The organism is Streptomyces sp. SCSIO 75703 (assembly GCF_036607905.1).
In the GTDB taxonomy this organism is placed as follows: Bacteria; Actinomycetota; Actinomycetes; order Streptomycetales; family Streptomycetaceae; genus Streptomyces.
This window is the reverse complement of the sequence record NZ_CP144555.1, coordinates 3,292,614-3,313,434: the sequence shown is the minus strand read 5'-3', so window position 1 is coordinate 3,313,434 and position 20,821 is coordinate 3,292,614. Positions and strand designations below refer to the sequence as shown.

18 protein-coding genes and 1 tRNA gene are annotated in these 20,821 nt (G+C 71.2%); 13 read left to right on the top strand and 6 right to left on the bottom strand.

Going from position 1 to position 20,821, the window contains the following annotated elements; translation table 11 throughout:
* The first annotated feature begins 238 nt into the window (after positions 1–238).
* From VM636_RS14395 to VM636_RS14380, 4 genes are all read left to right on the top strand, one after another.
* Entirely contained in the window at positions 239–883 is a 645-nt protein-coding gene (locus VM636_RS14395; RefSeq protein WP_159042095.1) for a DUF2975 domain-containing protein, read from the top strand.
* Positions 883–1,110 carry a helix-turn-helix transcriptional regulator gene (locus VM636_RS14390; RefSeq protein WP_030420238.1) on the top strand — a complete coding sequence of 76 codons (228 nt, stop codon included), beginning with the start codon at positions 883–885 and terminating at the stop codon, positions 1,108–1,110. Before VM636_RS14395 ends, VM636_RS14390 begins: the two co-directional genes overlap by 1 nt.
* A gap of 568 nt (positions 1,111–1,678) precedes the next feature.
* Positions 1,679–1,960 carry a hypothetical protein gene (locus VM636_RS14385; RefSeq protein WP_030420237.1) on the top strand — a complete coding sequence of 94 codons (282 nt, stop codon included), beginning with the start codon at positions 1,679–1,681 and terminating at the stop codon, positions 1,958–1,960.
* Positions 1,957–2,355, top strand: coding sequence for a PIN domain-containing protein (locus VM636_RS14380; RefSeq protein WP_030420236.1), 399 nt, complete (start codon positions 1,957–1,959; stop codon positions 2,353–2,355). The genes VM636_RS14385 and VM636_RS14380 overlap by 4 nt, the downstream gene beginning before the upstream one ends.
* Positions 2,356–2,507: 152 nt before the next feature.
* Here VM636_RS14380 and VM636_RS14375 read toward each other — a convergent pair whose 3' ends face one another.
* Positions 2,508–3,770 (bottom strand): DUF4365 domain-containing protein, encoded by a 1,263-nt coding sequence (locus VM636_RS14375; RefSeq protein WP_053912970.1) that lies wholly within the window; start codon positions 3,768–3,770, stop codon positions 2,508–2,510.
* Positions 3,771–3,959: 189 nt separating this feature from the next.
* A tRNA-Gly gene (locus tag VM636_RS14370) sits at positions 3,960–4,033 on the bottom strand.
* Between the two features lie 552 nt (positions 4,034–4,585).
* On the opposite strand from VM636_RS14370, the gene dcd reads away from it, so the two are divergent.
* Positions 4,586–5,161 carry a dCTP deaminase gene (gene dcd, locus VM636_RS14365; RefSeq protein WP_030420235.1) on the top strand — a complete coding sequence of 192 codons (576 nt, stop codon included), beginning with the start codon at positions 4,586–4,588 and terminating at the stop codon, positions 5,159–5,161.
* The gene (locus VM636_RS14360; protein ID WP_030420234.1) at positions 5,158–5,667 is read left to right on the top strand and encodes a phosphoribosyltransferase; all 510 of its coding nucleotides are present in this window, start codon (positions 5,158–5,160) and stop codon (positions 5,665–5,667) included. The genes dcd and VM636_RS14360 overlap by 4 nt, the downstream gene beginning before the upstream one ends.
* Before the next feature lie 23 nt (positions 5,668–5,690).
* On the opposite strand, the gene VM636_RS14355 is transcribed toward VM636_RS14360, so the two are convergent.
* The 3 genes from VM636_RS14355 to VM636_RS14345 all read right to left on the bottom strand — a co-directional run bounded on the left by VM636_RS14355 (position 5,691) and on the right by VM636_RS14345 (position 10,844).
* Positions 5,691–6,608, bottom strand: a complete 918-nt coding sequence (locus tag VM636_RS14355) for an alpha/beta hydrolase (protein ID WP_053912969.1) — start codon at positions 6,606–6,608, stop codon at positions 5,691–5,693.
* Between the two features lie 740 nt (positions 6,609–7,348).
* Positions 7,349–8,359: a YIP1 family protein gene (locus VM636_RS14350; protein WP_037858141.1), complete on the bottom strand. Its 1,011-nt coding sequence runs from the start codon at positions 8,357–8,359 to the stop codon at positions 7,349–7,351.
* 202 nt (positions 8,360–8,561) lie between these two features.
* Complete coding sequence (locus VM636_RS14345; RefSeq protein WP_030420231.1) at positions 8,562–10,844, bottom strand: (Fe-S)-binding protein; 2,283 nt, start codon at positions 10,842–10,844, stop codon at positions 8,562–8,564.
* A 262-nt stretch (positions 10,845–11,106) separates the two neighbouring features.
* Here VM636_RS14345 and VM636_RS14340 point away from each other — a divergent pair, with 262 nt between their 5' ends.
* From VM636_RS14340 to VM636_RS14310, 7 genes are all read left to right on the top strand, one after another.
* Positions 11,107–12,834, top strand: coding sequence for an MraY family glycosyltransferase (locus VM636_RS14340; protein ID WP_338484693.1), 1,728 nt, complete (start codon positions 11,107–11,109; stop codon positions 12,832–12,834).
* A 94-nt stretch (positions 12,835–12,928) separates the two neighbouring features.
* Entirely contained in the window at positions 12,929–14,770 is a 1,842-nt protein-coding gene (gene dnaK / locus VM636_RS14335) for a molecular chaperone DnaK (protein WP_030420229.1), read from the top strand.
* Positions 14,767–15,441, top strand: a complete 675-nt coding sequence (gene grpE / locus VM636_RS14330) for a nucleotide exchange factor GrpE (RefSeq protein WP_030420228.1) — start codon at positions 14,767–14,769, stop codon at positions 15,439–15,441. Before dnaK ends, grpE begins: the two co-directional genes overlap by 4 nt.
* Before the next feature lie 66 nt (positions 15,442–15,507).
* Complete coding sequence (dnaJ, locus tag VM636_RS14325; RefSeq protein WP_030420227.1) at positions 15,508–16,689, top strand: molecular chaperone DnaJ; 1,182 nt, start codon at positions 15,508–15,510, stop codon at positions 16,687–16,689.
* Between the two features lie 5 nt (positions 16,690–16,694).
* Positions 16,695–17,150 (top strand): helix-turn-helix domain-containing protein, encoded by a 456-nt coding sequence (locus tag VM636_RS14320; protein ID WP_030420226.1) that lies wholly within the window; start codon positions 16,695–16,697, stop codon positions 17,148–17,150.
* 289 nt (positions 17,151–17,439) lie between these two features.
* Complete coding sequence (locus VM636_RS14315) at positions 17,440–18,546, top strand: substrate-binding domain-containing protein (RefSeq protein WP_234312570.1); 1,107 nt, start codon at positions 17,440–17,442, stop codon at positions 18,544–18,546.
* A gap of 227 nt (positions 18,547–18,773) precedes the next feature.
* Positions 18,774–19,817, top strand: coding sequence for a helix-turn-helix transcriptional regulator (locus VM636_RS14310; protein ID WP_053912968.1), 1,044 nt, complete (start codon positions 18,774–18,776; stop codon positions 19,815–19,817).
* On the opposite strand, the gene VM636_RS14305 is transcribed toward VM636_RS14310, so the two are convergent.
* Positions 19,771–20,730, bottom strand: coding sequence for a helix-turn-helix transcriptional regulator (locus VM636_RS14305; protein WP_051821324.1), 960 nt, complete (start codon positions 20,728–20,730; stop codon positions 19,771–19,773). The two genes, VM636_RS14310 and VM636_RS14305, sit on opposite strands and share 47 nt — an antisense overlap.
* Positions 20,731–20,821: the final 91 nt, after the last annotated feature.

The following is a 20,821-nucleotide window of genomic DNA, read 5'->3' as shown; positions in this document are numbered from 1 at the left end:
CGGCCCCGCTGCTTCGCCTCGCGTGAGGCTCACGCTCCGCTCACCACACCTTGAGTACGGGTCGGAGGTCGCTGCCGGCCGGGAACACCGGGCTGAGGGCTCGCCTTCCGGCCGGCTCCTCGTGCGCACCACAAGGAGGAGCCACCGGAGAGCTGACGGCATGTGACCATCTGCCTTGCCGAGTCCACGCAGGCTCTGTATCGTTTTTCGATGCATCGATAATCGATATAGGGGCGTCGTGTCGAAGGTCCGCAATCCTCTGGAGCCGACATCGACGGCGGTCATGGCCGGACTGACGGTGGTCGCGACACTGACGGGCATGGGGCTGCTCGTGGCGCTGTTCGCCGACGACGCGTCCGTTCTCGGCATCGGCGACAAGTCCTTCTGCGTCACGGACACCACCACGACGATCGGTGTCGACGAGCAGCCGATTCCGGCCTTCAGGCCCGCACCGGGGGCCAGCTTCCGCGTGGACGCCCACCCGGAGTACTGCACTGAAGCTCCCAGTACGGTCCAGGCCCTGCTCAACGCCGCAACCCAGTTGGTTCCCTTCGTCTTCATCGTCGGGGCGCTCCTGCTCGCTCTCCGGCTGATCCGGGGCGCGGCGCGCGACGGCCTCTACATCACACGGACCGCGGAGCGGCTGCGCCGCCTGGGTTGGTGGCTGCTGGCAGGCAGTGTGCTCACCGCGATTGCCACCTCCATGGCTGAGAAGGCTCTCCTCGCCTCCCTGCGGCTCGACAGTGACATCAGTGCTGTCTCCGGACTGCTGTCGTGGGACGTTCCCTTCATGGCGGGCTTCGCCGGCCTCGGTGTCCTCTCCTTCGCCCGGATCATGCGCCTTGGCATCACCATGCGCGAGGACCTCGAAGGAACAGTCTGATGTCCGAGGAGGAGCAGGACCACGCGATCGAGGTCCATCTCGACCAGTTGCTCGCGGAGCGGGGGATGACTCTGACGGAGCTTGCCGGCCGGGTCGGAGTCACCCACGCGAATTTGTCGATCCTCAAGAACGGCAGGGCGAGAGCCGTGCGGTTCACCACCCTGAGCCGCATCTGCGAGGTGCTGGAGTGTCAGCCGGGTGATCTCCTCAGTCACCGTCCGCGCTGAGTGGTCGGCGAGCGGTCACCGCACCCGGGCGCGCGCTCGCGCGCCGAGCCGAGCGGGGTGACGTGCCCGGCGTTCGAGCCGGCCATGGTGCCGGGCCGCCGGTTCTCCGGCCATTGGCGCGCGGTTGTGGTGCGCGCGTCGCCGACCGGTCTGGACAACAAAGAACCCCCGGGTCACTGACCTGGGGGTTTCGCGTGGAGCGGGTGACGAGAATCGAACTCGCGCTCTCAGCTTGGGAAGCGACGGCGCTTGGGCGGGCTCTATGGCTCTGACCAGCTCAGATATCTGGTCGTCGGGATGGTCGTGTGGATCGGATCGCACCGCTGTTTACCGTGGTTTTCCGTCCTTACGGGCACGCGCAGGGCACGGAATCCCGGAATGGGGGAGACCGGCGCCACTGAGGGGGCAACTGCGCACGGTCCGCCCGGCGGGGATGTCAGCTACTGAAGGGGCGTTGCGGCTGCATAGCACCCACGTGCCTCCGGCCGCTGGGTTGCTTTGTCACCCGGTCTGAGCCTCGTGGCGCACTTGCCGCCCGCTATGCCATTTTCAATGGCATACTCGAGGTGTGGCTGATGAAGACGTTGACTTCCCACCCGGCGACGGCCCCACCAGTGGTATCTCCGTCACCCTGACCGCCGGAACTCTGCAAGCCATCCGCGAGCGGGTCGGCAAGCGGGGCGTCTCGGCGTACCTGGAGAAGGCGGCCCAGCGGCAGATTGAGCGGGACAATCTGGACGAGCTGATCGCGGACTTCGACAAGGTGCACGGCCCGGCCGATCCCGAGGCCGTGGCGGCCAAGCGTGCCCGGCTGACTGGCGACGCTTCAAACTCTGGGACGGCTGCGTGAGCGGTGCCCTGGTCCTGGACAGCGAGGGCCTGGCGAAGGCCGTACAGCGTGATCGGGAAATCCACGAGTGGCTGACGGCGGCTCGCGACGCGGACCTGCCCGTGGTCACGTCAGCTGCTGTGCTGGTCGAGGTGATCCACCCGAAGATCAACGACGCCGCGCTGAAGTGGACCCTGTCCCGTCTGGCCGTCGAGCCGGTGACCCAGGCCGTTGCGCACTCCGCTGCCGGCTTGCTACGGGCAGCGGGGCTGCACGGCCACAAGTACGCCATCGACGCCATGCTGTGCGCGACCGCCTTGCAGCATCCCGGCCGGGTGACGATTCTGACTTCGGACTTCGAAGACATCAGGCTGCTCACTGCCGGGCATCCGCGCCTGAGCGCCGAGAAGGTCTGAGCCGCGACGCCTTGTGGAAGCGGTGCTCGCCGTCCGGACTCGGCTCTGGCTCAGCGGTCTCCTTCCCAGCCTGCAGGCCGGCTGGGGGGCATCTCCTCCACCGGCTCGGATCGGGCTGCATGAGAGCGTGGTCGGCATCGGGCAGGGGTGCATTAAACGCGAGTAGCCGAGCCGTCACTGTTCCGAGTCCCCCGGAAGGGCACGGACTCGGGCTCCGGCACGCGCCAGACGATGCGGACTTGCTCGTCGAGAGGAAGCAAGGGGCCACCAATGTATATGCAGTGGATGAAATAGAGAACGGCCAGTCTGAATGCCTCCGGTTGGATGTCGGTCGACTTCGTCACCGTGGCCCGGCTCAGCTTGTTCACTTGGCGCACGGCGCTTGAATCGACTTCGAGTGGACCGAGCTCGCTGAGGATCTCCGGATCGAGTTCGGCTTCCTCGCGCATGGCCTGGATCGACCGTCTCAGCAGGTCAGGCTCCGATTCGACCCGCTCGACGATGCGGGCGATGACGTAGTCGTGGAGAACATCCGCCTCGATGCTGCCGTGCTCCACCGGCTCTTCGCCCGTGCAACTCAGGCATCCCTCGCACTCAGTGGGTTCGTCAGCCTCCCGACTGGAGACGAAGCACGAGACCACCCACATGATCTCGGCACGGTTCAGCTCCAGTTCCTCGGCGGTCGACAGGTCGGGGTCGCCCCATTGACTGCCGGAATCACTGCCATCTCCGTCTCCACCTCCCGGCGGCGCCATCTCGGAGCGCAGCAGGGATTCCAGACTGACGAGGTACGGTTCCCAGCCTTGCGCGCTCATCAGTAGCGTCGCCAGCGCGTCCCCCGGGCGCTTCCAGAAGATGAGGTCTTCGTCGAAACCGTTGACGAAGTGCAGGACGTGGTCCGTCGAATCGAACTCCACTCCGGACATCTCGCTCAGGTGGGTCAGGACCGCCTGACGACCCCGGTAACGTCCGACGTAACGGCGGGCCTGAGCGGCGAAGAACGGCACAGTGCCGTCGTTCAGCACAGCGTTTGGGCTGACGCCGATGAAACGGGGGGGATTCAGCGGACCGGACCGTCGGAGCTGTTGCGTCGCGTTCGCCCAGTGCAGTCGTCTGGTATCCGGGTCGTACACCACGCAGTAGACAGGAATGTTCCCGTCCGCCCAGGTGTCAGCGTGCTGGTCGACAGGCACCGCATAGCCGTTGCCTCGGCGCCAGCTAGTCCCACCCTTGACCTGGACCTTGATCGTGTCGCTCGTGAGATGTCCGTCGTCGGCGAAGGTGACGTAAAAATCCTCTCCGAAGTCGTTCTGCCCGGATATCTCTTGCACGATGTGGTCGTGGTCTTCAAGCAGGGTGCGCAACGCGTTCACGGCAGCCTGCCCCACACGCCGCCCCTTCGAGACCTTCGGCATGCCGTGCCCCCTCCGGAAGGTTCCTCGCCGGCCCCGCGGATGAAAGGCCGGTGTCTGCCCGGATCAGCCTGCCCCATAGCTATGACACCGCGGTCGGAACGAGGGAGGTCGCACGACGCCTGCTATGCGGCCTGGCATGGAGGAGTCCGGAAATGACTGAGGCCCAGGTCATGACCTGGGCCTTCTTCATGGAGCGGGTGACGAGAATCGAACTCGCGCTCTCAGCTTGGGAAGCTGATGTTCTACCATTAAACTACACCCGCGTGGTACGGACGCCGCTTCGAGTCGGTGTCCGGATGCTCGCTCACTGTACCTCATCGCAGGCCCCCGGCGTTCGTGCCGTTGGGGCCCGTGGTGCTTTCCGGGGGTGAACCGGCTGCGGTGGGCCGGAGTTGGGGCGTACGGTGGGGCGGTCGCGGAGGGGTGTGCGCGGGCCGGAGTGCCGCCTGGAGAGTCCTCCCTTTGATCCCGTAATGTGGCTTTTGTCGTCAGGGCAGCAAGCCAGACGCGGCTCTTGGGGAAGGGACTTGAAGGACTTGATGGAGCGCACCGTCGTCCGCTGTGCCGATGGGCACGTGTTCACCGCCACCTCGTTCCCGATGCAGCAGGCCGAGCGGCTCGGCCCCTGCCGGCTCGTGCGATGTCCGCGCTGCGCGCGGCTGCGGAGCGCGGTGCCGGTGAACGGGCGGAAGCGCTAACCGCGACAGCGGTGGCCCGCCTCGGAAGGGGGCGGGGCCGGTGGTTACACCATCGGGGTCGGCGCGTGGCGCGGCGGTGGTTGTCGTCGTGCCGCGCGCCTTGCGTATCCTCGGGGCGTGCTTCTCTCAGACAAGGACATCCGGGCCGAGATCGACGCCGGACGGGTGCGGATCGATCCCTACGACGACTCCATGGTGCAGCCGTCGAGCATCGACGTGCGCCTCGACCGCTACTTCCGGGTGTTCGAGAACCACCGGTACCCGAACATCGACCCCTCCATCGAGCAGGAGGACCTCACCCGGCTCGTGGAACCGGTGGGGGACGAACCGTTCATCTTGCACCCCGGTGAGTTCGTGCTGGCCAGCACCTTCGAGGTGATCGGCCTGCCGGACGACCTCGCCTCCCGCCTGGAGGGCAAGAGCTCGCTAGGCCGGCTCGGCCTCGTCACGCACTCGACCGCCGGGTTCATCGACCCCGGGTTCTCCGGGCACGTGACCCTGGAGCTGAGCAACCTGGCGACCCTGCCGATCAAGCTGTGGCCCGGCATGAAGATCGGCCAGCTCTGCCTGTTCCGGCTCACCTCGCCGGCCGAGCACCCCTACGGCAGCGAGCGGTACGGCTCCCGCTACCAGGGGCAGCGCGGTCCGACGGCGTCCCGCTCCTTCAAGAACTTCCACCGGACCCAGGTATGAGCGACGTCCGGGAGAACCTCACCTACGAGCAGTTCGGCGGCGCCGTCCGCGAGCTGGCGCAGGCGATCGCCGACGACGGCTACGAGCCGGACGTCGTGCTCTCCATCGCCCGCGGCGGCGTCTTCGTGGCCGGGGGACTGGCGTACGCGCTGGACTGCAAGAACATCCACCTGGTGAACGTCGAGTTCTACACCGGGGTCGGCACCACGCTCGACATGCCGGTGATGCTCGCCCCGGTGCCCAACGTCATCGACTTCTCCGACAAGAGGGTCCTCATCGCGGACGACGTCGCCGACACCGGCAAGACGCTGAAGCTGGTGCGGGACTTCTGCCTGGACACCGTCGCCGAGGTCCGCAGCGCGGTGATCTACGAGAAGTCGCAGTCGCTGGTGAAGTGCGAGTACGTGTGGAAGCGCACCGACGACTGGATCAACTTCCCCTGGAGCGTCCTGCCGCCCGTGCACCGGTCCGGTGAGGCGGCCAGGGCCAACACCGAGGCGCTCTGAGGGGGCCCCGGCGGGCGCCGGGTTCAGCGTCCCGTGTGCCGTTCGCCGAGCCAGTGCTCCACGCCGGTCAGCGCGGTCCGCGCCAGGGCGGTGGGGTGGCCGGTGAAGCCGTGCGGGGCCTCGGGGTAGATCCGTAGCTCCACGTCGTTGCCGGCGGCGGAGAGGCGGCCCGCCAGGGCGAGGTTGTCCTCCAGGAGGACGTCCGCCGCGCCGACCACCAGCAGCGTCGGGGGCAGCCCGTCGAGGGCGCCGTAGGACGGGGAGACGTCGGGCAGCGTACGGTCCTCGACGTGGCCCGCGTACGCCCGCAGGAAGTACTCGTCGGCGATGCGGCGGCCGGCCGGGGTGCGGGCGCTCAGGTCGTACGCGCCGTACCGCAGAGCGGCGCCGCGGAAGGCGCCGGCCGCGCCCCGGGCCTTCAGCCGCAGCAGCGTCGTCAGCGCGAGCGTGGCCCCCGCCGAGCGGCCGCCGATGGTCAGCCGGGACGTCCCGAAGAGGGCACCGGCCCGCTCGACGAGCCAGAGCGCCGCCGTCTCGCAGTCGTCGGGCGCGGCCGGCCAGGGGTGTTCGGGCGCGAGCCGGTAGTCGACGCTGACGACGGAGACGCCGAGGGCGTCCGCGAGGCGCCGGTTGCCCACGTCGCCCTCGGCGGCGGAGCCCTGGTAGAAGCCGCCGCCGTGGATCTCCAGGTGGACGCCGCGCGGCGGGCCGCCCGAGGGCGTGAGGATCCTCACCGGGACGCGTGCCCCCGCGGCCCCGGCGGTCTCCTCGACAGCGGGCGGATCGGCGGGACGCGGGGCGGACCGCCTCGCACGGGCTTCCTTCAGCTCCTCCGGGCTGGCGGGGCCGCGACCCGGCTTCCTCGACGCGTAGAAGGCGCGGGCCTCCTCGACCTGCTCCGCGGGCACGTCGGCGAACAGTGCCTCCAGCGCGAGCCGCACGCGTCCTCCTCGTCACTCGGGTGGTCCCGGCCCACGCTATCGCCGTTCGGCGGGCACCGGACCCAACCCCCTTGCGGCGCCCCGTCGTCGACGGCGCCGGCACGTGGTGGTGCGGGAACGCGAGGTCTCCGGGGAGCGGACGGACAGCCCGGACGCGGACAGCGCCACGCGGACTGCCCGGACGCCGGCGACCACGGGTCCGGCGGGCACGGCGCCGGCCGCCGGCGGGGCGCTTCGGGACGTTCTCGGCGGGCACCGGCCGGGTGCGGGGGCTCGCCCGGCGGTCGTGGTGGACCGGGCGGGCGCGGCTCGCCGACGACACCTCCCGGAGCGAGCCGCCGGCGTACCGGCGGAACCGGCCCGTCGAAGGCGTCGCCCGGAGAGACGGCGCCAGGGCCGCGCCGCTTTCGCAAGCGGGGCGCACGGTGCGGCCAGGAGCCCGGTCCGGCCGCGTGCCCGGAGGGAGGTGTCGGGCCCGGTCGTATCGCCGGACGGAGCCCTGGCCGCGGGACTGGCACAGAGCCTGCCCGCTGCCGCCAGTCGCCCGGTCGGTTCGCGGGTGGACGGGCACGCGCACCCCCGGCAGGGCGCGTTACGGCGTCCCTCGGACGGGGGCCCCCGCCAGGCGGTCCCACCATGAGCCCCTGCGCGGCGCCCCAGGACGCCGAAAGGCCCTCCGGGGCGGTCCCCCGTGGGGGGCCGGGGCCCGGAGGGCCTTGGGGTGCCGGTGGGGCCGCGGGTTACAGCGTGCCCAGCTTGACCAGGGAGAGCAGGGCGACCAGTTGGATGGCCGAGGCGCCCAGCGCGCGCGGCCACGGCAGGTCGTGCGAGCGGGAGACCATCAGGGTCAGCAGCGCGCCGCCGGCGACCCAGGTGGCCCAGCCGAGGATCTGCACGAAGGGCGCGTCGCCGCCGAGGAAGAGGGCGAAGACCAGGCGCGGCGCGTCGGTGATGGACATGATCAGCATGGAGAGGCCGACCGTCGGCTGCCAGGCGCCGTCGCCGCCGAGCTGGCGGGCGAGGGTGTGCGTGACCACGCCGAGGATGAGGGCGCTGAGCACCATGGCGACCGCGGTGATCAGGACGATCGGGATCGCGTTCGAGAGGGTGGCGTTGATCGCGTCCTCGCGGGCGGTGTCGAATCCGAAGATCGCGAGCAGGCCGTAGAGGAAGGTGACGACGAGGGCGGGCCCCCACATCGTGTAGTCCCGCATCCGGAGGAAGGTGCGGTCGGGGGAGAGGACGATCCCCTTGAGGAGGTCCTTCCAGTGCAGTCGGGGCCCGATCGGGCCGGGTGCCGGGGCGGCGCCGGCGCGGTAGGTGTCGCCCTGGCCGTAGGGTTCCTCGCCGAGCGAGAACGCCTGGGTGTGACCCGGGTTGTTGGCCGCGTACGGGTCGTACGGGGCGCCCCCGCCGTGCGGGTGCCGCGGGCCGCCCTGGGGGTAGCCGCCGTCGCCGAAGTACTCCGGCTCGCCGTGCCCGCCGGCGTTCGGCCAGGGCGAGCCGCCGGGGGCGCCCGCGCCGTACGGCTGCTGCGGGTACGGCGGTCGCGGCGCGGCGGGGCCGCCGTACGACGGTCCCTGCGGCGTCTGCTGCCCGTACGGAGGGTGTTGCGGTCGCGCGTGAGGAGCGCCGTCGTCCCGGCCGCGTCCGATCCTGAATCCAGCCACGCCATCGAACGTACCCGGTCCCGGGGAGTGAGGTGTGGGGGCGGTCCGTTCGAGTGAGGGTTTGCGGCCGAGCTGTGACATCCCCTACGGCTGCTCCCCGAGGCTTCCCTGAGCGCGGCCCCGAGCGCGGCCCCGAGACGCGGACGCGGACGCCCCGTGGTCCGGGGCGGCGTCCGCGGGGTCCCGGAACGCGCCGGAGGCCGCCGGGGGACCGCGGCGGTGCCCCGCGGAACGCCGACACCCCCGGGACGGCGTGGTCCCGGGGGTGTCGGTACGGACGGTGTTACTTCACCGGTTCCGGCGTCGGCTCGTTCTCCGACTCGGCTTCACCGGCCGGGTCGGCCGGGGTCTTGACGGACTCCAGCAGGAGCTGGGCGACGTCGACGACCTGGATGGACTCCTTGGCCTTGCCGTCGTTCTTCTTGCCGTTGACCGAGTCGGTCAGCATGACGAGGCAGAACGGGCAGGCGGTGGAGACGATGTCCGGGTTCAGGGCGAGGGCCTCGTCGACGCGCTCGTCGTTGATGCGCTTGCCGATCCGCTCCTCCATCCACATCCGGGCGCCGCCCGCGCCGCAGCAGAAGCCGCGCTCCTTGTGGCGGTGCATCTCCTCGTTGCGGATGCCCGGGACGCTGGCGATGATCTCGCGCGGGGGCGTGTAGATCTTGTTGTGGCGGCCCAGGTAGCACGGGTCGTGGTAGGTGATGATGCCCTCGACCGGGGTGACCGGCACCAGCTTGCCCTCGTCCACCAGGTGCTGGAGCAGCTGGGTGTGGTGGATGACCTCGTAGTCGCCGCCGATCTGCGGGTACTCGTTGGCGAGGGTGTTGAGGCAGTGCGGGCAGGTGGCGACGATCTTCTTCGCCGAACGGGGCTTGCGGGACTCCTCGGTCACCTTGCCGTCGTCGTCCATCTCCTCGCCGAAGGCGGCGTTGAGGGACATGACGTTCTCCATGCCGAGTTCCTGGAACAGGGGCTCGTTGCCGAGGCGGCGGGCGGAGTCGCCGGTGCACTTCTCGTCGCCGCCCATGATGGCGAAGCGGACGCCGGCCATGTGCAGCAGTTCGGCGAAGGCCTTGGTGGTCTTCTTGGCGCGGTCCTCCAGGGCGCCGGCGCAGCCGACCCAGTACAGGTACTCGACCTCGGTGAGGTCCTCGATGTCCTTGCCGACGACGGGGACCTCGAAGTCGACCTCCTTGAGCCACTCCAGGCGCTGCTTCTTCGCCAGGCCCCAGGGGTTGCCCTTCTTCTCCAGGTTCTTGAGCATCGTGCCCGCCTCGGACGGGAACGAGGACTCGATCATGACCTGGTAGCGGCGCATGTCGACGATGTGGTCGACGTGCTCGATGTCCACCGGGCACTGCTCGACGCAGGCGCCGCAGGTGGTGCAGGACCACAGGACGTCCGGGTCGATGACGCCGTTCTCCTCGGCGGTGCCGATCAGTGGCCGCTCGGCCTCGGCGAGCGCGGCGGCGGGGACGTCCTCGAGCTGGTCCTCGGACGCCTTCTCCTCGCCCTCCATGGTCTTGCCGCCGCCGGCCAGCAGGTAGGGGGCCTTGGCGTGCGCGTGGTCGCGCAGGGACATGATCAGGAGCTTGGGGGAGAGCGGCTTGCCGGTGTTCCAGGCCGGGCACTGCGACTGGCAGCGTCCGCACTCGGTGCAGGTGGAGAAGTCCAGCAGGCCCTTCCAGGAGAACTGCTCGACCTGGGAGACGCCGAAGACGTCGTCCTCGCCGGGGTCGGTGAAGTCGATCGGCTCCCCGCCCGAGGTCATCGGCTGGAGCGCGCCGAGGGCGGTGGAGCCGTCGGCCTCGCGCTTGAACCAGATGTTCGGGAAGGCGAGGAAGCGGTGCCAGGCCACGCCCATGTTGGTGTTGAGCGAGACCACGATCATCCAGACGAACGAGGTCCCGATCTTGATCATGGCGACCAGGTAGACCAGGTTCTGCAGCGTCGTGACGCCGAGGCCCTTGAAGGCGAGGACCAGCGGGTACGAGGCGAAGTACGACGCCTCGTAGTGGCCCACGTCGTGCAGGGCGCCCTCCAGGCCGCGCAGCACGTAGATGGCGAGGCCGATGGTGAGGATGACGTACTCGACGAAGTACGCCTGGCCCGACTTCGAGCCGGCGAAGCGGGACTTGCGGCCGGGGCGGGACGGCAGGCTCAGCAGGCGGATGACGATGAGCACGGCGATGCCGAGCACGGTCATCACACCGATGAACTCGATGTACATCTCGAACGGCAGGAAGCCGCCGAGGACGGGCAGCACCCAGTCGGCCTTGAAGAGCTGGCCGAACGCCTGGGCGAGGGTCGGCGGCAGTGTCAGGAAGCCGACCGCCACGAACCAGTGGGCGACGCCGACCACGCCCCACTTGTTCATGCGGGTGTGACCGAGGAACTCCTTCACCAGCACCACGCTGCGCTGGTAGGGGTTGTCGGTGCGGGTGCCGGCGGGCACGGGCTGGCCCAGCTTGAAGTACCGGACGAACTGGCCGATGGCGCGCGCGATCAATGCGACGCCGACCACGGTCAGGACCAGCGACACGATGATCGCGGCGAGTTGCATGAGGGCTCCTCGGGCCTGCGAGGCGGTTCTGCTGAGGCGTTGGCGGAGAGGGAACGGGGGTGGTGGTAACGGAGATTACTAAGCGGTAACTTACCCAGTCGGTCCGAGACTACCCGTATCCCCAGCCGCACTGTAGTCAGGGCGGCGGTGATCTGCGTCGCTGAGGCATGCCTGAGCGGCGGCCGTGCCGGACGGCCGCCGCCACGCCGGTCTGGGCAGGCGGTTCATCGCAAATCGTGATATTCCGCTTAGTTTAGTGCCCGTGCTCTACGGGATCGCCGCCGCCACCGCCTCCTTCCTCCTCGCCGCGCTGCTCACCGCACTGCTGCGGGCCCCAGCCCTGCGCCTCGGCCTGACCGACCGGCGCCGCCGCCGCCCGGTGCCGGTGCTCGGCGGGGTCGCCGTCCTCCTCGTCACCTGCCTCGTCGCCGTCGTCTGCGACCGGACCGGGCTCGTCCCGCTCGGCTCCGGGGCCGGGCGGCTGCTCGCCGCCGCGGCGGCCGTCGGCGGGCTCGGCCTGGTCGCCGACCTCCTCCGGCTGCGCCGGCGCTGGGTACTGGCCGGCACCGCGGCCGCCGCCGCGTGCGCCGTGCCGTACGCCGAGACGGGGATCGCCGCCGGGCTCTGCGCGGCGCTGTGGATCGCGCTGGTCGCCACCGCCTTCCGGGGGCTGGACCACGCCGACGGGGCGGCGGGCACGGTCGGTGTCCCGACCGCCTTCGGCGTCGGCATCTGCGCGGCGGCGGAACTGATGGACGGGCTCGCGGTGCTGTTGAGCGTGCTCGCCGCCGCGCTGACCGGCTTCCTGCTGCACAACTGGCACCCCGCGCGGATCACGCTGGGCACCTCCGGCTCGGCCTTCACCGGTTTCCTGCTCGCCGGGGGAGCGGTCTTCGCCCGGGCGGGACACGGGCCCGGGACGGGCGCCGGGGTGCTGTTCGTGCTGACCGCCGTGGTCAGCGCCGACGGCGTGCTCTTCCTGCTCGCGCGCCGGCCCGCCCGCGGTTCCGCGCCGCGCGGGCCCGGCCACCTCGTGCACCGGCTGCGGCGGCTCGGGCTCACGGCGCACGGCACGGTGGTGCTCCTCGGCGCGGGCGCGCTCTGCGGGGTGGTCGCGGGGGTGCTCGTGCACACCGGCGGGGCCGGCGAGACGGCCGTGGCGTGGGTGGCGGGCGGCTGGACCGCGCTGGTGCTGGGACTGCTGCGGGCGGGCACCCGGCGCGGTCCGCGGCCCCAGGTGGCGCGCCCGGTACGGACGTCCCCGCGCGGGGTGCCGGCGCGGGCGGCGGGGGTGCGGACCGGCGTGTCGCGGGGGCACTGTGCCGACACGGCCGGCGTGTCGCGTCGGCGCTCCGCCGACACGACTGACACGACCGACACGACCGACACGACCGACACGACCGGTGTGACGCGTGCGTCGCGGGGCAGGCGCGGCGTGTCGCGGATGGTGCGGAGCGGAAGGAGTGGCGTGTCGCGGGTGTTCTCGGTGGGGAGTGGCGTGTCGCGGCGGCTTCGGTTCGGCCGCGACGGCGTGTCGCGCGCACCGGGGAGGCGCGGGGTCCCGGCGGGCGTGTCCCGAGGGCGTCTCGCGGACGGCACCGGTGCCTTCCCCGCACGCGGCGGGCGTGGCGGGCGCGGGGCGCGGGAGGCGTCGTCCCCCGTCGGCTCCGTGGACGCCTGGGCCCCGGAGGACCCGTACGCCGCCGAGCCGTACTTTGTCGACCCGTACGCCGATGCCCGTGACGATCCGTACGCGGGCGGACGCGCGCCCGCGTACCGGGGTGTCCGCGCCGACGGCAGCCCGGAGCGGCGCCCTGACGGTCACCCGGACCGCCGCCCGGACCACCGGCCCGACGGCCGCCCCGCTCCGCTCGGCGGGGGGAGCGTGCCGCTGAGCGGGGCGCTCCGGGGGGCCGGCTTTCCGGTGCGGCAGGCCACTTCCGGCGAGAAATCGCAGGCCACGACGTCGTTGCGCGTAAGGAACGGATAAGAGTTGAGTCCGCTCGACTCACCTCTGTTGACCCGGCGCAGGCCGTCATGCACACTTGAGCCTGTTCCACTCAAGTCAGCTGGAGGAAATCACCATGGCACGTGCGGTCGGCATCGACCTGGGCACGACTAACTCCGTCGTCAGCGTTCTGGAGGGCGGCGAGCCCACCGTCATCACCAACGCCGAGGGCGCCAGGACCACGCCGTCCGTCGTCGCCTTCGCCAAGAACGGTGAGGTGCTCGTCGGCGAGGTCGCCAAGCGCCAGGCCGTCACCAACGTCGACAGGACCATCCGGTCGGTCAAGCGCCACATGGGCACCGACTGGAAGATCAACCTCGACGGCAAGGACTTCAACCCGCAGCAGATCAGCGCCTTCGTGCTGCAGAAGCTGAAGCGGGACGCCGAGGCATACCTGGGCGAGAAGGTGACCGACGCGGTCATCACCGTCCCGGCCTACTTCAACGACGCCGAGCGCCAGGCGACCAAGGAGGCCGGCGAGATCGCCGGCCTGAACGTGCTGCGCATCGTCAACGAGCCGACCGCCGCCGCGCTGGCGTACGGCCTCGACAAGGACGAGCAGGTCATCCTGGTCTTCGACCTCGGCGGCGGCACCTTCGACGTCTCGCTGCTGGAGATCGGCGACGGCGTCGTCGAGGTGAAGGCCACCAACGGCGACAACCACCTCGGTGGTGACGACTGGGACCAGCGCGTCGTCGACTACCTGGTCAAGCAGTTCCAGTCCGGGCACGGCGTGGACCTGTCCAAGGACAAGATGGCCCTCCAGCGGCTGCGCGAGGCGGCCGAGAAGGCCAAGATCGAGCTGTCCTCCTCCACGGAGACCTCGATCAACCTCCCCTACATCACCGCCTCCGCCGAGGGCCCCCTGCACCTCGACGAGAAGCTGACCCGCGCCCAGTTCCAGCAGCTCACGGCCGACCTGCTCGAGCGCTGCAAGACGCCGTTCAACAACGTCGTCAAGGACGCCGGCATCCAGCTCAGCGAGATCGACCACGTGGTCCTCGTCGGCGGTTCGACCCGTATGCCCGCCGTCGCCGAACTGGTCAAGGAGATGACCGGCGGCAAGGAGGCCAACAAGGGCGTCAACCCGGACGAGGTCGTCTCCATCGGCGCCGCCCTCCAGGCCGGTGTGCTCAAGGGCGAGGTCAAGGACGTCCTGCTGCTCGACGTCACCCCGCTGTCCCTCGGCATCGAGACCAAGGGCGGCATCATGACCAAGCTGATCGAGCGCAACACCACGATCCCGACGAAGCGTTCGGAGATCTTCACCACGGCCGAGGACAACCAGCCGTCGGTGCAGATCCAGGTCTACCAGGGCGAGCGCGAGATCGCGGCGTACAACAAGAAGCTCGGCATGTTCGAGCTGACCGGTCTGCCCCCGGCGCCGCGCGGCGTCCCGCAGATCGAGGTCTCCTTCGACATCGACGCCAACGGCATCATGCACGTCACGGCGAAGGACCTCGGCACCGGCAAGGAGCAGAAGATGACCGTCACCGGCGGCTCCTCGCTGCCGAAGGACGAGGTCGACCGCATGCGCGAGGAGGCCGAGCGCTACGCGGAGGAGGACCACAAGCGCCGCGAGGCCGCCGAGTCCCGTAACCAGGGCGAGCAGCTCGTCTACCAGACCGAGAAGTTCCTCAAGGACAACGAGGACAAGGTCCCCGGCGAGGTCAAGACCGAGGTCGAGGCCGCCGTCGCCGAGCTGAAGGAGAAGCTCAAGGGCGAGGACCCGGCCGAGATCCGCACGGCCACCGAGAAGGTCGCCGCGGTCTCGCAGAAGCTGGGCCAGGCGATGTACGCCGACGCCCAGGGCGCGCAGGCCGCCGGCGGTGCCGGTGACGCGGGTCAGGCCAAGGCCGACGACGACGTCGTCGACGCCGAGATCGTGGACGACGAGCGCAAGGACGGTGCGGCGTGACCGAGGAGACCCCGGGCTTCGAGGAGAAGCCCGACGTCCCCTCCGGCGCCACCCCTGACGCCGCCGAGCCGGCGGCCGCCCCCCAGGAGGAGGCGGCCCCGGCCGGGGACGCGAACGAGAAGACGGCCCTGGTGGCCGAGCTGGACCAGGCCCGCACCGCGCTCAACGAGCGCACGGGCGACCTCCAGCGCCTCCAGGCCGAATACCAGAACTACCGCCGTCGCGTGGAGCGGGACCGGGTCGCGGTCAAGGAGGTGGCAGTCGCGAACATCGTGTCCGAACTGCTGCCCGTGCTCGACGACATCGGCCGCGCCCGGGACCACGGCGAACTCGTCGGCGGCTTCAAGTCCGTCGCCGAGTCGCTGGAGACGGTCGTCGCGAAGATGGGCCTCCAGCAGTTCGGCAAGGAGGGCGAGCCCTTCGACCCGACGATCCACGAGGCCCTGATGCACTCGTACGCGCCCGACGTCACCGAGACGACGTGCGTGGCGATCCTCCAGGCCGGGTACCGGATCGGCGAGCGCACCATCCGCCCCGCGCGGGTGGCGGTGGCCGAGCCGCAGCCCGGCGCGCAGACCGTCAAGGCGGAGGAGCCGGCCGAGTCCACGGAGCCCGCGGACGCCGCGGAGTCCGCGGAGGACAAGGAGAACGGTGGCCCGGAGGAGGGCTGACGTCACGTCGTACGAGGGCACCCCGCACACCGCAGCCGCGTACGCACGAGAGGAGGGACGCCGGGGATGAGCACCAAGGACTTCATCGAGAAGGACTACTACAAGGTCCTCGGCGTCCCCAAGGACGCCACCGAGGCGGAGATCAAGAAGGCGTACCGGAAGCTCGCCCGCGAGTACCACCCGGACGCCAACAAGGGGAACGTCCGGGCCGAGGAGCGCTTCAAGGAGATCTCCGAGGCCAACGACATCCTCGGCGACCCCAAGAAGCGCAAGGAGTACGACGAGGCCCGCACCCTCTTCGGCAGCGGCGGATACCGTCCGGGGCCGGGCGCGGGCGGCGGCTCCTTCAACTTCGACCTGGGCGACCTCTTCGGCGGCGGCGGCCAGGGCGGCGGCGGTGCGGGCGGCTTCGGCGGCGGCATCGGCGACGTCTTCGGCGGGCTGTTCAACCGCACCGGGACCGGCACCGGCACCCGGACCCAGCCGCGGCGCGGCCAGGACATCGAGTCCGAGGTCACGCTGAGCTTCACCGAGGCCATCGAGGGGGCCACGGTGCCGCTGCGGATGTCCTCCCAGCAGCCCTGCAAGGCGTGTTCGGGCACCGGCGACAAGAACGGCACCCCCCGGGTGTGCCCGACCTGCGTGGGCACCGGGCAGGTCGCGCGGGGCTCCGGGGGCGGTTTCTCGCTCACCGACCCGTGCCCCGACTGCAAGGGCCGCGGTCTGATCGCGGAGAACCCCTGCGACATCTGTCACGGTTCGGGCCGCGCCAAGTCCTCGCGCACGATGCAGGTCCGCATCCCGGCCGGGGTGGCGGACGGACAGCGCATCCGGCTGCGGGGCAAGGGCGCGCCCGGCGAGCGGGGCGGTCCCGCGGGCGACCTGTACGTGGTCGTCCACGTCAAGGAGCACCCCGTCTTCGGCCGCAGGGGCGACAACCTCACGGTCACCGTCCCGGTCACCTACCCGGAGGCGGCGCTCGGCGGGGAGGTGCGGGTGCCGACGCTCGGCGGGCCGCCCGTCACGCTGAAGCTGCCGGCGGGCACGCCCAACGGCCGCACCATGCGCGCCCGGGGCAAGGGCGCGGTGCGCAAGGACGGCACCCGCGGCGACCTCCTGGTCACCGTGGAGGTGAGTGTCCCGGCGGACCTGACGGGGAAGGCTCGTGACGCACTGGAGGCGTATCGCGAGGCGACCGTGGACGAGGACCCGCGGGCGGAGCTGTTCCAGGCGGCGAAGGGAGCTTGAGAGAGATGGACGGTCGTCGGCGCAACCCGTATGAACTGACCGAGGACACTCCGGTCTACGTCATCTCGGTGGCGGCCCAGCTCTCCGGTCTGCATCCACAGACCCTCCGCCAGTACGACCGCCTGGGCCTGGTCTCCCCGGACCGGGCGGCCGGGCGCGGCCGGCGCTACTCGGCCCGTGACATCGAACTGCTCCGGCAGGTGCAGCAGTTGTCGCAGGACGAGGGCATCAACCTGGCCGGCATCAAGCGCATCATCGAACTGGAGAACCAGGTCGCCGCGCTCCAGTCCCGCGTCGCCGAGCTGGAGTCCGCCCTCGACGGCGCGGCGACGGCGATGCGGCAGCGGGAGGCCGCGGTGCACGCCTCCTACCGCCGGGACCTGGTCCCGTACCAGGAGGTCCAGCAGACCAGCGCGTTGGTGGTCTGGCGGCCCAAGCGGCAGCAGCAGGCGCCGGACTGACGGCGCGCGGCACACGGTCCAGGGGCCCGGGAGTTCGGTCGAACTCCCGGGCCCCTGGCCGTGGTTGGGGCGGCTCGATGCATGCCCCGTACATGCGTGCCGGGTGGAGTGGCTGTGAAGGGAGTCAGGAGGCGGTTCCGCTCCGTCTTCACGACGACTGCGGAGCGTGGTGTTGCCATCTCGTTAAGTGGTTCCGCTTGACGGTGGGTGCGCCGGAGCGTTGGCTTTTCAGTCACCTGGGTTGCAATGCGGCACCCGCGTCCGTAAGTCACCAGAAGTGAGCTCCTGCATGCGTCGTATCGCCATATCCGCGGCCGTGTCCGCCATGACCGTCTCACTGGGCGCCTGCGGCGTACTGGGGGCATCCGACAGCGGCGGGGGCGCGAGCCCGTCGAAGGGCAACGACATCACCGTCGGCCTGTTGCTTCCCGAGAAGGACAACACCAGGTACGAGGAGTTCGACTACCCCATCTTCAAGGCGAAGGTCGCCGACCTCACCCGGGAGCAGGGCAGGGTCGAGTACGCCAACGCCGAATCGAGCGCGACCAGGCAGAACGACCAGCTCCAGGAGATGATCGACGACAAGGTCGACGTGATCGTGCTGGACGCGGTGGACGCGCACGCGATCGCGGAGGGCGTGCGGAAGGCGAAGGACGCGGGCATCCCGGTGATCGCCTACGACCGGCTCGCCGAGGGCCCGATCGACGCCTACATCTCCTTCGACAACGCGCTGGTCGGCGAGGTCCAGGGCCGCTCCCTGCTGGAGGCGCTGGGCGTCAGCGGCAGCAGCTCCGAGAAGATCGTCATGATGAACGGCTCGTCGACCGACCCGAACGCCAAGCAGTTCAAGGCGGGGGCGCTGTCCGAACTGAACGGCAAGGTGACGATCGCCAAGTCCTACGACACCAAGGACTGGAAGCCGGAGAACGCCCAGGCGAACATGGCCGAGGCGATCGCCGCGATCGGCGCGGACGAGATCGCCGCCGTGTACTCCGCCAACGACGGCATGGCCGGCGGGGTCATCAAGGCGCTGGAGGCCGCCGGGGTGACGAAGCTGCCCCCGATCACCGGGCAGGACGCCGAACTCCCGGCGGTGCGGCGGATCATCGCGGGCGAGCAGTACATGAGCGTGTACAAGTCCTACCCGCGGGAGGCGGAGAACGCCGCGGAGATGGCGGTGGCCCGGGTGCAGGGCCGGGACATCCAGTTCGACGCGCTCACCCGGGACAAGGTCGACAGCCCCACGCACAAGGGCGTCCCGGCGCAGTTGGTGCCGGTGGTGGCGCTGACGAAGGAGAACATCAAGGCGACGGTCGTCGCGGACGGCATCTACAAGGTGTCCGACATCTGCACCGGCGCGTACGCGGCGGCCTGCGCGGAGATCGGGCTGAAGTGACCGTCCGCCGCTGACGGGCCGCGCCCGCCGGGAGCCGGACGGCCCGGCCCGCCCCCGCCGGAGCGCGCGGACCGGGCCTCGCCGACCGGCCCGGAGGACCGTCCGGGCATACCCGGGCCAACCGGCGCCAACCGGCCGCCGCCCGCTGCCGGCCCGTGTTGCGGACCCGGTCCCGGCCGCGCATAGTTGCGCTGCGGAAACAGCCGGAACCGGGGGTGGGATGGGCGATGGCCGGGCGCGGGGCGGAGCAGCATCCACACGGTGCCGACCGGCTGTGCGCGGCCGGGGACCGCGTGTACTCCCGGGCCGTGCGCCGCGGCCGGGTCGCCCGCCGTGACGCCGAGCCGGTGCCGTGCCTGCTGGAACTGGCCCTGCTGCATCCCGACCCGGACGACATGGACTGGCTGGTGCCGACGTCCCCGCAGGAGGTCATGACCCGGCTGCTGCGCGAGGTGTACGACGAGGTCAGCGCGGGCCAGCGCCGGGTCGGCTCGGCGGTGGCCGCCTTCGAGTGGTACGCGGGCCTCGGCAGCCGGCTCGGGGCGCCGCCCGGCACCGAGGGCACCGCGATCCGGGTGCTGGACGGACTGGCCCGCATCCAGGCGGCGATGGACGAGGCGACCGAGGCGTGCGCCTCGGAGGTGCTCACCGTGCAGCCGGGCGGCATCCGGCGCGAGCACGAACTGTCGGAGGGACTGCACCGGGCGCTGGCGCTGCGCGGGCGGGGGGTGCGGATGCGGGACCTCTACACGCACGTGGCCCGGCACGGGCAGGGGCTGCTCAACTACCTGGAGCTGATGGGCGACGCGGTCGAGGCGCGGACGCTGGACGAGGTCGTCGACCGGCTCATCCTCTTCGACCGTACCGTCGCCTTCATCCCGGCCAACGCCGAGCGCACGATGGCGCTGGAGTTGCGGCACCCGGCGCTCGTCGCCTACCTGGTGACCGTCTTCGAGCGGATGTGGCGGCTGGCGATCCCGTTGACGGCGCCGCTGCCGGACACCGGCATCGAGGGGATCTCCCACCGTGAGCGTTCCATCGCCGCGCTGCTGGCCGAGGGCCATCAGGACGCGGTGATCGCCGAGCGGCTGGGGATCAGCGTGCGTACCTGCCGGGCGCACATCGCCCGCCTCTCCGAGACCCTCGGCGCGGCCAGCCGCACCCAGCTCGGCGTGCGGATCGCCCAGGCGGGCCTGGACGGTCCGCCGGGCCCGGCCGCGGGGGTCAGCGCCCCGGGGCCTCCGGGTCAAGGATCCCCGAGCGCCCGATGAGGTAGCCGAGCTGGGCGCGGCTCTCGCTGCCGAGCGTCGCGGCGAGCTTGGCGATGTGCACCCGGGCGGTACGGACGTTCATGCCGAGGCGGGCGGCGATGGCGGTGTCGGTGTGCCCTTCGACCAGGAGGGCCGCGATGGCCCGCTGGCGGGGCGTCACGCCGCCCAGGGAGGGCAGCGGGGCCGCCCGGGGGTACATGGGGGTGGCGAGCCGCCACAGGCGCTCGAAGACGGTCGTGAAGTAGGAGAGCAGCGCGGGGTGGCGGACCTCCAGGGCGAGGGTGGCGTCCTTCTCGGCGGGGATGAAGGCGACCCTGCGGTCGACCACGATGAGCCGGTCGGTGACCTCGTCCAGGGAGCGGGCCTCGGCGTCGCCGCGCAGTTGCTCGTAGCGGGCCCGGACCAGCGGCAGGTGGCGCTGGGTGTGCTGGTAGAGGGCGCGGATGCGGGCGCCGCGGTCGAGCATGGCCTGGTCGCGGCGCAGCGAGACCTCGTGCATCACCTCGCCGCGGCGGCCGGAGTAGTGGGAGGCGGGCTGCACGCAGAGGAGTTCGGCGGTGGCCTCGGCCATGGCCTCGCCGATGGCCTGGTTGATGGTGGGCAGGCCGCTCAGGACGCGCAGGGCGCCGGTGTCCTCGCCGGCGGTGCGGCGGCCGTCGATGCGCATGAGGGGTTCGAAGGTCTCGGCGAGCCGGGCCTCGCGGCGGCGTTCGCCGGCGACGCGGTGCGCGGAGGCGGCCAGCAGCCGGTGCAGGGCGACGGCGGGGGCCACCGGCTCCAGCCAGCTCGGGGCGCCGACGGCGGGCTGGAGGAGGCCGAACTCGGCGAGGCAGGGTGCCGGCCCGGCCTGGGCGGCGGGCAGCCGGCCCTCGCGCAGGGCGCGGGCGTACAGCTCGGTCCCGGCCGGGCACAGGTCCTCCGGGCCGTGCCCGGGGTGCGGGGGGCTCGCGGTGGGGTGCGGCGGTCCGGCGTCGGGGTGCGGCGGTCTCTCCTCCGGGTGCGTG